Source organism: Acinetobacter sp. ANC 4862 (assembly GCF_004336635.1).
Classification (GTDB): Bacteria; Pseudomonadota; Gammaproteobacteria; order Pseudomonadales; family Moraxellaceae; genus Acinetobacter.
Genome location: NZ_SJXH01000040.1, coordinates 20,126 through 31,991, shown reverse-complemented (window position 1 = coordinate 31,991; position 11,866 = coordinate 20,126). Strand labels below are relative to the sequence as shown.

The 11,866-nt window shown below is 35.5% G+C and carries 10 protein-coding genes; 8 read left to right on the top strand and 2 right to left on the bottom strand.

Annotated features, from left to right (window positions below; translation table 11 throughout):
- Together tnpA and E0409_RS14245 are read right to left on the bottom strand one after the other, a co-directional pair.
- On the bottom strand, nucleotides 1-364 hold a 364-nt coding region (gene tnpA / locus E0409_RS16565; RefSeq protein ID WP_131291900.1), incomplete at its 3' end, for an IS66-like element accessory protein TnpA.
- A gap of 313 nt (nucleotides 365-677) precedes the next feature.
- A complete protein-coding gene (locus tag E0409_RS14245) occupies nucleotides 678-959 on the bottom strand; it encodes a DUF4258 domain-containing protein (protein ID WP_252151825.1) in 282 nt (93 codons plus the stop codon).
- Nucleotides 960-1,227: 268 nt separating this feature from the next.
- Here E0409_RS14245 and csm6 point away from each other — a divergent pair, with 268 nt between their 5' ends.
- From csm6 to E0409_RS14205, 8 genes are all read left to right on the top strand, one after another.
- On the top strand, nucleotides 1,228-2,358 hold the full coding sequence (gene csm6 / locus E0409_RS14240; RefSeq protein ID WP_131291896.1) for a CRISPR-associated ring nuclease Csm6: 1,131 nt from the start codon (nucleotides 1,228-1,230) through the stop codon (nucleotides 2,356-2,358).
- Nucleotides 2,359-2,544: 186 nt separating this feature from the next.
- Nucleotides 2,545-3,312: a class I SAM-dependent methyltransferase gene (locus tag E0409_RS14235; protein WP_131291894.1), complete on the top strand. Its 768-nt coding sequence runs from the start codon at nucleotides 2,545-2,547 to the stop codon at nucleotides 3,310-3,312.
- Between the two features lies 1 nt (nucleotide 3,313).
- Nucleotides 3,314-4,084, top strand: coding sequence for an alpha-ketoglutarate-dependent dioxygenase AlkB family protein (locus E0409_RS14230; protein WP_131291892.1), 771 nt, complete (start codon nucleotides 3,314-3,316; stop codon nucleotides 4,082-4,084).
- A 141-nt stretch (nucleotides 4,085-4,225) separates the two neighbouring features.
- Nucleotides 4,226-4,900: a vWA domain-containing protein gene (locus tag E0409_RS14225; protein WP_252151824.1), complete on the top strand. Its 675-nt coding sequence runs from the start codon at nucleotides 4,226-4,228 to the stop codon at nucleotides 4,898-4,900.
- A gap of 29 nt (nucleotides 4,901-4,929) precedes the next feature.
- On the top strand, nucleotides 4,930-5,604 hold the full coding sequence (locus E0409_RS14220) for a PP2C family serine/threonine-protein phosphatase (protein WP_131291887.1): 675 nt from the start codon (nucleotides 4,930-4,932) through the stop codon (nucleotides 5,602-5,604).
- Between the two features lie 6 nt (nucleotides 5,605-5,610).
- The gene (locus E0409_RS14215) at nucleotides 5,611-7,017 is read left to right on the top strand and encodes a protein kinase domain-containing protein (RefSeq protein ID WP_131291904.1); all 1,407 of its coding nucleotides are present in this window, start codon (nucleotides 5,611-5,613) and stop codon (nucleotides 7,015-7,017) included.
- Nucleotides 6,977-10,366, top strand: coding sequence for a DEAD/DEAH box helicase (locus E0409_RS14210; RefSeq protein ID WP_252151823.1), 3,390 nt, complete (start codon nucleotides 6,977-6,979; stop codon nucleotides 10,364-10,366). The genes E0409_RS14215 and E0409_RS14210 overlap by 41 nt, the downstream gene beginning before the upstream one ends.
- Complete coding sequence (locus E0409_RS14205; protein WP_131291885.1) at nucleotides 10,350-11,864, top strand: hypothetical protein; 1,515 nt, start codon at nucleotides 10,350-10,352, stop codon at nucleotides 11,862-11,864. The genes E0409_RS14210 and E0409_RS14205 overlap by 17 nt, the downstream gene beginning before the upstream one ends.
- The last annotated feature ends 2 nt before the right edge of the window (nucleotides 11,865-11,866 follow it).

The window sequence follows — 11,866 nt, the reverse complement described above, 5'->3', positions numbered from 1 at the left end:
TATGCAATGGAATCCTGATATGAGCGACAGCATTCTTCTCCGGCACAGGTGGTGGAGGTGTTTCTTGTTTAGTTGCGTCAGGTGGCAGAGGTGCTTCTTGTCTGACTGGCGTCGGGTGAAGAATGACGGGAAGAAAGTCGGTCTGTGGACTGGGTGGGCTTTTTAATGCCGGGACCATTGATCTGGACTGGCGAATCCATTTATGTAGCAGATTGGCATTGATCTGATGTTGCATTGCCACCTTGGCCACCGATGTGTCTGGCTGCAGGCAAAGCTCGACCAGGTGCTGTTTAAAATCAGTTGCGAAGATTCTGCGGGTTCTTTCTGTCGTTTGTTCAGTGTCTATAAAAGTGTCTAAGGCCATAAACATAATGTCCATTTAATAAATAATGGACACTATCGGGATATTGAGAAAATAAGAAAAGTGGGGTTCAGCGGACGCTTACTCCTGAAGTAATACAGTTCTCAAACATTGAGATGAGCCCAGAAGCATTTGAGGCAGCTTCAAAATGAGGCTATTTCGTGTCTAGGATACTGGGAGCAGTCCACTCACTAATTTTTATAATTCAATTGGATAGAAGATTGATGTAAGTGTTTTAGTTAATTATTCTTTAATTAAACTTGTAACTTATATGAATAATTAACTAATTTTGTATACCATTTAAACATTATTAAAATCAATATTTTATAAGACGAAAATTCTTATTCCTAAAGATTGTTACAACATCACCTGTTATTGATGAAACTAAATGCATCCCATTCATTTCTTTCAGTGCTGGACAAATATTTTTGTATTTTGCAATTTCTTTGTTGCCAATACTGTAATAAATGGCTCCATTTTGATAATTCTTACGACCAAATTTTAATAAGTTAGCAATATGTTTGGTCTTTATGCCACGCTGAGAAGAACGTCGAACAGCATGGTTTGTTAAACCTAAAAATAACTGCTCTGGATTCATGTAGATTGTCATTTGCTTGCACCGTTTACTTATATTTTATGGCTTTAATATAGGAAAAAGAGAGCAACGATTTTGTGATTAGCAAGCTTACATTGTGATCTTCCGAAAATAGTTATGAACTAAAATGATGCTAAGGAAATTTTGGTGCTTATTTGTATATTAAGATACAGACTATATGATTTTCCCGAAAAATTTTAGAATTAAGATAGATCATCATTATGATCTATCAATCAAAAGTTCATTCAAGTTAGCATATAGGTAAAATTTGATGCAAAAAAATATATTATTTTTAGTGACAGGAATGACGCCACAGATTATCACGGAAACACTATATGCTTTGGCAGCAGATCCCGAAGTTAGTGAAAAATGGGTGCCTACTGAAATACATGTGCTGACTACTGCTAAAGGCAAAATTCAGATTCGATCTCGATTGTTTAATGATAGAATTTTTGAACAATTTCTTAAAGATTTTTATTTACCCAATATCAAATTCGATGATTCCACTGTTCATGTCATCACTCGTGATGGTGAAGAGCTAGAAGATCTCAAGACTCTAGATGATAATGAACTTGCTGCAAACGAAACTTGTCGTTTAATTAAGCTATTTACAGACGAGGAAAGTTCTACAGTACATGTCTCTATTGCTGGTGGACGTAAAACTATGGGTTTCTATGCGGGCTATGCGCTATCCCTCTATGGTCGTGCGCAAGATAGTATGTCCCATGTTTTAGTATCAGAAGAGTTTGAGTTTGCAACAAATTTTTATTATCCGACACCTTATGAACATTTTGTTGGTAAATATAATTCCCAAGAACACTTGAATGCACAACATGCGAAAGTCTTTTTAGCAAACATTCCTTTCGTGCGCTTAAGAAACACTTTGCCAACTACTCATCCATTAAGAATGAATAATTATCAATTTTCTGATGTGATAGAACAACTTAACCAGGTGAATCAGACACTATCTTTAGAAATTAATGTTACTCAACGATATATTCAGGTCAACAATTCTATCAAAGCAGATTTACCACCACGTGAAATGGCACTTCTAATGTGGTTTGCTGATTATAAAATTCAAGGTAAAGCAGGTCTAAAAGCTCCTACTGGGTCTCATAAAGGAGAAATGAGCCTTGCTGAACAAGAATATATTTGTGAACTTACTGAGGAATATTTGATTCATTATGATGAGTTGAAGGATGGTGATACGAATATTGAAATAACCAAGGATTTTTTTGATAGTACCAAGTCGAAACTTAAAAAACATTTAGAAAAACAGCTAGGTAATGAATTGGCGGCTCGTATTATACCAAAGCAGAATGGTAGAAGTACTCCTTTCTCTTTACCGATAGATAAAGACCAAATTGTTGTAATTAATAATTTTAAAGATAGAGTGATCTAATATGTATTGGAAGGGCATGCCGTAAGCTTACGTTTGTTTATAAGCTCTTGAGGCCTAAATATGTAGTACTTTATTCTATTTACATATTTGAATTGTGCATTCCTGACATAAGCTTCCAAAATTTAAAGTTCACAAATCAGTTTATTTAACATGTACCCATAAATTAGATATTTAAAGGGTACTAAGATGAATGATGTCGTTATTAATGCAATACAACAAAAAATCATGACACCAAAAAGTCTTACTTTCTCATCACTACGTAAGCTTGCTGGCCAAGATATGAATGCACAATCAAGCTTAAATCGTGGTCGTGCAATTATTGATTGTCCAACATTGCTGAATCAATATTTGTATTCGTACGGTTTAATGGTCCAGCGTCAATGGAACCATGTCGTACCGAATATTGTTGAAATGTTGAGTGATAGCAATGATCAAGATATTCACTTATACGACTATGGTTGTGGACAAGGATTAGCAACTTTACTTTTAATTGAAAATACATTGGGTTTACAGGAAGAGATCACTCAAATCACATTGATTGAACCCTCTAAAATTGCTTTAACACGTGCAAAGAGCATATTGGAATGTAAGCTACCTCATTTAAATATCCAAGCATTTGCAAAAGAATTGGATGATGTTGAGGAAAATCATTTAAACATTAATACTGATAATATGAATGTTCATATTTTCTCAAATATCTTGGATATTGAGGGTTTTGATCAATTTAAGTTATTTAATAAAATTTTAGCTAAGGGTGGGACGCATTACCTTATTGCAGTAAGTAATGATCGTAATTGCTACGGCGGAACTGCTCGCCTAGAATCATTGTATAAAGCCTTATTGAATATCGAGCAAGATGAGAGTTTGACTATTTCTCGTACAAAATTTGAGTGTTTTAGTGATGAAAAAAATATGAATCATGTTTACTTTTGCTTGAAGATTGAGATTAACTAAAATGAATGATTTATTTGATGCTTTAATTGAAAAGCCAATTAGAGAGCTTCCACTTACTCTCCATCAAGCTACTGGGTGTTCTAGTGAGTGGGATGAAGTGCGTCAAGGCTTTGTCATTCATATTCCGAATGGTCAATTGTTTTATGCACCTCAGTTTTTTTCTCAAAAAATCAGTGATCGTTCAGTCGAATATTTTTTAGAAAATGATACTTATGAAGCTCATCAGGCGGATTGGAGTGAAATTCAACCTGAAGATCTTAAAAAGATAAAATTTAAAAACATTTTGTGGAAGCAGGATTTTATTAATCTTTATGGTAAAAAGATTCCTTTGCCAAGATTGACTAGTTGGTATGGAGATGAGGGTAAAGCCTATAAGTATTCAGGCATCTTGTCACAGCCGAATCCGTGGAATAAAGGTTTGCTGTATATCAAAGAGCAAATTGAAAAGGTTGCTGGTACACAATTTAATAGCGTCTTAATGAATTGGTATCGAAATGGCGAGGACTATTTAAACTGGCATACAGATGATGAGCCAGAACTCGGTAAAAACCCGATAATTGCGTCTGTTAACTTTGGAGAAACACGGGATTTTCAGGTGCGTCATAAAGATAATCATCAGCTTAAATTTACCGTGCCATTACAACACGGTAGCTTACTAATTATGTCAGGTGAAATGCAACATTTTTGGGAACATGCTGTTCCTAAGCGGAAAAGAGTATCTGCTTCAAGGTTTAATTTAACGTTTAGAGTTATTGGAAAATCAAGCTTATAGTCCAGGTACTGTGTATTTGAAATTAGACCAAATGGTCAATAGAAAATTATGAATTGTATTGTTGAAACCAATATAATTATGCAATAAATAATACTTGAATAAGCATGTGAAATATAAATATTTTGAGGGTGTGAAATGGTAATGCAACAATTTACTGTAGCAACAGCACGGCCTTTACCAGTCATTATTTTGGCTGATGTAAGTGGAAGCATGACACAAGATGACAATATTGGAGCACTAAATGCTGCTTTAAAGGATTTACTCAGTACGTTATCTAAAGAAAGTCGTTTAAATGCTGAAATTCAGGTCTCTATTATTACTTTTGGCGGTATAAAAGCTGAGGTGCATGTACCTTTAACACCTGCATGGCAAATTAATCAAACAAGTGATTTGGTTGCTTCAGGTGGAACACCAATGGGTGGCGCTTTTGAGTTGGCTTTAGAAATGATTGAAAACAAGGAAATTATTCCTAGTCGTGCTTATAAACCAACAATTGTTCTAATTTCTGATGGTGTTCCAACAGACAATTGGGAGACTTCATTTAATAAGTTGAAAAATTCTGATAGGGCACAAAAAGCATCACGTATGGCAATGGCCATAGGAGCAGGTGCCGATAAAAATATGTTAAAGGCATTCGTGAATGATTTAGAAGCATCTGAAGTATTTGAAGCACACAATGCAAAAGAGATACATCGTTTCTTTAGAGCTGTCAGTATGAGCGTCAGTAGTCGTTCTCAGAGCAACACCCCTAATCAACTTCCTACGGTAGACTTTTCGAAATTACCAGATGATGAATTGGATCTAAGTGATTTTTAATCATGTATTTATCACTATGTTCAGTTTCAGTGATTGGTCCACGCAACCTACGTGAAAAAAAATCTAATCAAGATGCTGTGATGCACCGGTTCTGGAAGAATAACTGGTGTATTGCTGTGTGTGATGGTATGGGATCCAAACCTTTATCTCATATCGGGTCATTCTTAGCTTGTCAGTCGGTATGTGAAGTTTTAAAGCATTGCGATTTTTCTTTAGCTGAAAAAGAAGTAGCGAAGAAAATATACCTACACTGGTTAAAACTGTTGAAAGAAAAAAATATTTTACCGATTGATGCGGCGACGACTTGTTTATTTGCATGGGGAAATGGACAGGGAGAAGTGCGCCTGTTTCAATTGGGAGATGGTGCTATTTATTATCAATCAGACAGTTTTGGCCATGTAGGTTTGAAGTCTGATGATTTATTCAGTAATCAGACCAATGCCTTGGGTTATTCAAGAAAATGGGATGATTGGGCTTATAAAAAAATTTATTTAACCAGTCAAAAACACGGCATCGTTTTACTGACAGACGGGATAAGTGATGATTTATTTAATGAGCAGCTCTTTACGTCCATGTTGATCCAAAAAGCTACATTGCAAAGTGTGAGGCGATTAAAAAAGTATATACAGGATGAGCTAAATAACTGGCAAACGCCTCAACATAGTGATGATAAAAGTATCGGAATAGTTTTTTGGAAAAAATGAAAAATGATGAATGCAAAACAAATAACAGTTAAAGACCTTCAAGGAGCTACCTATACGCTCATAGAAAAGATTGGAGAGGGTGGTCAAGGTACGGTTTTAAAAACAGATCATGCTAATTTGGTTGTAAAAATTACAAATAAGCTTCCAGAAAATCAATTAAAAGAAGTGCGTAAACAATTTCAAAACGTTATGCGTTTACCACTACGTGAGTTAAAAATTGCTTTACCTCTAAGTTTATTACAATTAAAAAATCGCACTGGCTACGTGATGGAACTTATGGGTGGCTTAGAGTCACTTTCCTCACAAATAGAGCGTATGTACACCCTAGAAGGGCAACTTGATATTATCAAGTATAGAGATACAGGTAGTTTTGCACGTCGGTTACTAATTTTAAAAGAACTTGCTGAAACTTTAGCTAAGTTGCATGGTAAAGGCTTGGCTTTTGGGGATTTGTCTCCTCATAATATTTTTGTATCCACTTCAATTGAACATCATCAAGTATGGTTAATTGATGCAGACAATATTCATTATGCGGAACAATCGAATCAACATCATTTCTATACCAAAGGTTATGCCGCACCTGAACTTATTCGTAATGAAACAGGTACAAATATACAAACAGATGCATGGTCATTTGCAGTCATTGCACTTCAGTTATTAACACATACTCATCCGTTCAATCATGGAATTGCTGTCGAGGATGAAGATCCAGATATTGCAGAAGAAAAGGCTGCTCGAGGAGAGTTTCCTTGGGTATTTGATGTTGAAGATGACTCAAATAAAATAGCCGTGGCAGGTTTTCCTGTGTTTGGAATGTTAAATAAACGATTATTTAATCTATTTCAACGTTGTTTTGGATCCAGCCGTTTAGCAGAAAAATTACATGAACGCCCGACAATGGCTGAATGGCATTATGAATTAAACAGAACATTATCCTTGGTTTTACTTTGTCAGGAAAAAGACTGCCGTAGTAGTTTTATTGTAAATCAGCGAGTGAATTGCCCATTTTGTAATACTCTCCAAGATAAAACCGAATATATACGCTTAAGATATTGGGGCTATGACCAAGATCCATTGATGGCTGAACAGCCTTGGTTTGCTAGTTCTGAGCAATTGTTTTTAAGTTTAGGACAAGAGAAGGCTATTTATCATGAGTCTCATAGTTCTTTTAACAATGAACAGAGTAAACCTTGGTTTAGGGTTGCCTTAACCGATGATGGATTAAAAATTACGCCTGAAGAAGGTGAGCATGCCATCCTCCAAAATGTAGATGGATCAAAATCATATACTTTACATAAAACACAGATATTAAAAAACCATCAAAAAGGTGATAAAGACCTTTTGATTACACATTCTTCTTTGCAAATGAATAGTGAAAAAACGCATTCATTCTTTTGGCGTTTCTCTTGGTAGTGCTATGAAATTACATGAGTTTAAACTTGCTCAGCTACAAGTAGTGCAAGCTGAGTGTTTGGAAAAATTAGATATTTCTGAAAATCATCAAGTTCACTTATTTTTAGAAGATGAACAATGTTATTTAGAATTTGAAAACCATATTTACCCTATAGAATTGAACTCAACCAGTTCTATTACAGCATCATCAGCAAAAGAATTAATCAGCCAAAATGGTTTGTGGTTTTTTACACATAAACAAAATACAAAGATATTTCTATCGGGCTTTGTGCCAGAAGCACGTACAATTTTAGATCTAGATATTGTGATTGATGAAGCAATTGCACATGTACTCGCAGATGATGGAAAAATTGCACAGAATGATATTCAACTTGCAATTGATTGGTTAACAGAAGAGTTTTTAGTTGGACTTGATCACTCCAAATCTATGGCATTTTCGATTTTTTATACCAATCAGAGTGCACATCAAATTCTATTGATTGGCCAGAATCATCAGTTAGAAATTAAGGCAATTCAGGGTTATTGGCAAGTTGATAAAATTAGTAAAAAACGCCCTAGAGGGAATTATCGTTTAGTTGCATTACAGGGTGAGTTGCAATTCAAAGATCATTCAATCGCAAAAAAAATGGACAATTTATCTCATGAAATTGCTTTAAAAGAACATACCGCTCAACATGGTGACTATATTGATGTTTGGAAACAGTATAGCAATGCCCAATGGGAGGATGCAGTTCGTCGTGCAAATCAAATTAATTATTTGAAGTATTGTGCTTATGAACCAGCCCACAAAACAGGTTATTGGTATGTTTATGTTGAAGATCGAGAAAAATTATTAGATTTTGAACAAAAATGGGATCGTTTAGATCGAAAGAAAGATGAGCAGGTCCAATTAAGTTTGACGATTGCCGATTGGTTGGATAATCAATTGGATGTTAAAGAAACTGGCTTAAATGTTGAAAAAAAATCTTGGCGGGCAGACATCATTCAGATTGAGCCAAAAAATAAACGTATTTTATTGAAATTCGCAGAAAAAAGAGATCGACATCCACCATTGAATCAGAATAACAAGCAAGGTTTTCTGTTTTTATCTATATTCGCGCTCAATATTCAACGTAAGCGACAGCAGGATGCTCTTAATTTAATTACGAGTCGCCGAAATCCAATGCCACGTTTACACGGCCTATTACAAGGTGTAGAGGTAGAAACATCTGCTAGAACTTTGCGAAAAGAAAAATGGAAGAGTACTAAAACCAAAGCGCTGTTTAAAGGCGGTCGACCGACGATTAAGCAACAAGAAGCGATAGAACTGGGTTTAAATAGTTCAGATTTGATTATTATTATTGGTCCGCCTGGAACTGGTAAAACACAGGTGATTACTGCATTGCAACAACGTATCACTGAGTTATCCAATGAGTCGATTCAACGTAGCATCTTACTCACGAGTTATCAGCACGATGCAGTGGATAACGTTGTAGATCGCAGTAATGTGATGGGTATTGCTGGTTTACGGATAGGTGGAAAAATTAGCAATGAAGATGAAGACCTTCATGGTGTTGATACAATTGAAAAATGGGCTACCCCCATCCAAAAAGATATAAAAGAGTTAATTGAAAGCAATGACTTTATAAATTTATATCGTAATTTAGAAGAGCAGGTTCTCAAATTAAGATTTGGTCATACAGAGCAGAAGGAAAAAAGTATTGTAGAAATTCAAAGTGTTTTGGATCAATTATCTGGAAAATATAATATTTATTTATCTCATGATTTAAAACAATGGTGGGAGGACTTCAAAAAACCGAAACAGTCTTTGTCTGTTGCAACCAAAATGATGGAACTTTATCCAGTTCTAAGTTCATTGCGCACAAAAAAATCAAGTTTTGTCGATGACGGTGTGCAACGATGCCGTTTAGTGCTGGCTTCATTACAGCTTTTTAAACAGCAAGAAAAAACACAAACGATTTTATTAGCTGAAGAGCAAAAGGTTCTAGAGCACTTTATTCATTTGAATTTAAATGCCAGTGAAGATATTGATTTTTCAGCATTAATTGAATTAAAAAACAAACTTCTTGATCGATGTTTACCTGATTTTAGACCGGCAAATATACAGCGTTTGTTAGATGAGAATACTTGTCAAAAATTAGATGACTTACTTAAAGATATTCATGATAAAGCTAAAAAGTCAAAAACATTAGCTCATTTAATGACCTTAGATAAGTACCGTTATCATTTAATGACCTCTGCCGGTGATATTCGAGAAGCTATTGCTCATTATACAGCTGTACTTGCAGCAACTTGTCAGCAAGCAGCGGGTAATGCTATGCAAGATCTAAAACTTTTCGACAATAAGATTGTTTTTGAAAACGTTATTGTCGATGAAGCTGCAAGAGCGACACCACTAGATATTATGATCCCAATGGCAATGGCAAAACGTCGTTTGATATTGGTGGGAGATCATCGCCAATTACCACACATGTTGGATGATAAAATTGAAAAAGAACTGTCACAGCAAGAGGATTGGAAAACAGTACAGCGTGAAATGCTAGAGCAGAGCCTGTTTCAACGTCTCGTTGAAAATATGCAACGTTTAGAGGAAGAAAAGCAGCAGCCTCAGCGTGTCGTTATGCTTGATACCCAATTCCGTATGCATCCTATTTTGGGTGATTTTATTAGTAAAAACTTTTACGAAAATCATAAATTACCTGCAATTAAGTCGGGTAGACCAGAGACAGATTTTATTCATGCGATAAGTGGATATGAAGACTTAGTTTGTGGATTTAAATCAATTTCACATGAGAAACAACAAAGGTTTGGTACAAGTTGGCACCGCCCAAGTGAAGCACAATGGATTGCTCAAGAAGCAAAAAGAATTTTGGATGAAAAGCCCGAGTTAAGTGTCGGTGTGATTAGTTTTTATAGTGGTCAGATTCAATCCATTTTTAAAGCCATGGAAAATCCTCAAATTGGATTAACAGTTGGAAATAAAATCACTGAAAATTACCGAATGATTTCAAGTGGTAAAAATATTGGGGACGAACGTTTACGCATAGGTACTGTTGATGCTTTCCAAGGTAAAGAATTTGATGTGGTTTTTGTCTCTTTGGTACGTACTTTGCCGAATGAATTTAATGTCGAGAGATTAGATGACCTTGAGAAGGATGAAGTGCTGACACGTGCTTATGGTTTTTTGCGGGTGGATAACCGCTTAAACGTTGCACTCAGCCGTCAACGCTCTTTATTGATTGTCACAGGAGATAAAGAATTGGTCGAACATCCTGCAACTCAAGAGGCAGTGCCTGCTTTACCTGCATTTTTAAAGCTATGTGGAGGTCAACATGGCAAAGTTTTCTAACCAATTTTTATCTTATTATGATGCTTTTCCCAAAGGGGAAGCTGAAAAAAATATGGTTTTTTTGCCAATCTGGATTTGGCGAATTTGGGCACCAGCTGCAGGAAAAACAACGAATATTAATGTGTTTCAAAAGACTCTTTTAGAACTCTTGCATATAGGTAGGCAGGATCGTCAAGAGCTCGCGAATTGGATTGGTGTAGATGTAGAGCTTATTCATCTTATTATCGATACTGAATTAGAGCCTAATGGCTGGATTAAGTATGATCATGATAAAAAAATTACGCTGACTATTGACGGGATGCAGATCTTAGAGAATGAAATAGATCGTAGTGAAGACTTGCAAGCTTATTATTTAGTACAAGACGCAATTACAGGGAAATTGTGGGATCGCCTTATTCCCAATGATCTCGCATTGATAGATGTAAACGAGATCAATTCTAATATTTATATTCAAGGGAGTCGCGATTCAGGTAATTCGATCAGTGTTTTTCTTGTTGAGCCTAGAGAAATCAAAGATCCTCCAGTACCCACACATTACAAAATCACGCAAGCCATCAAAAACCATAACATGGCGATGCGTGGAACTTTAGTGCGTGACCAGGATGAAAAGGTTAAATATGTAGATGGTAACAATTTAAAAAACTATCAGTTTCATTCTCAAAAACCAGAAGCTTGCTTTATTTTATCGCACTTAGAAGAAAGTTTGGATTCATCACACATCTGTCAGTTACAAGATCCATGTCATGTCTCAAAATATGATGAATGGATACAAAACTTACATTTCGATCTAGCAATGCAACATCAGGGCTTTTCTAAGAAGATCAAAAGATATTTAAAACAGGATATTAGTAATGATGAAACGATAGACGAGTTTGAGGCTCGTTTATTAGAAGAAATATCATTTGAACTGTCTGTGGATTTCCCATTTTCCGAACGCATTGAAAATCTTTCACAACATTTGAAAAGGCTACTCACACGAAAGAAAAATTTGGAAGATAAGGGTAATTATTACGATATTGATGATTTATTGAGTCAATGTCAAAAGGCATTAGAGGCATGCTTTAAACATATGTTATGTCAATGGAAACATAAGCATGCAAATACGACCCCTAAACAGTTAAACCGTGAGCAAATGAGAACTGTTTTAATGTTACAAGTGGGCGAGTATTTTTCTGAAGATCTCTTGGAAAAAATTAAAACAGTTAATTCGTCACATGTCTTTAGTGCAAACGGATATTCTGCAGGGAGATTCCCTCAAGTAGGCGTGTCTTTAAAACCGCTAATTGTCTCAAATTTATTATGTATGGCGGAATATCAACAGCATCCATTAATTCTTCGAAAACAATATCAGAAAGATCTACAACAACTCATAGAAATATGTGAGCGACGTAATCAAGGCAGTCATGATTCTGGCGAAGAAGTCGATATATCAACAGCATTAAATCTATCCGAATTTACTTTGGATTGGATTTCATTTTATACAGCAATTGAGGCGTAATA

Bases quoted from the DNA above. Each gene is read 5' to 3' on its own strand.
- E0409_RS14245 (WP_252151825.1), bottom strand. From the start codon at position 959: ATGAATCCAGAGCAGTTATTTTTAGGTTTAACAAACCATGCTGTTCGA.
- E0409_RS14225 (WP_252151824.1), top strand. From the start codon at position 4,226: ATGCAACAATTTACTGTAGCAACAGCACGGCCTTTACCAGTCATTATT.
- E0409_RS14215 (WP_131291904.1), top strand. From the start codon at position 5,611: ATGAATGCAAAACAAATAACAGTTAAAGACCTTCAAGGAGCTACCTAT.
- E0409_RS14235 (WP_131291894.1), top strand. From the start codon at position 2,545: ATGAATGATGTCGTTATTAATGCAATACAACAAAAAATCATGACACCA.
- E0409_RS14205 (WP_131291885.1), top strand. From the start codon at position 10,350: ATGGCAAAGTTTTCTAACCAATTTTTATCTTATTATGATGCTTTTCCC.
- E0409_RS14230 (WP_131291892.1), top strand. From the start codon at position 3,314: ATGAATGATTTATTTGATGCTTTAATTGAAAAGCCAATTAGAGAGCTT.
- csm6 (WP_131291896.1), top strand. From the start codon at position 1,228: ATGCAAAAAAATATATTATTTTTAGTGACAGGAATGACGCCACAGATT.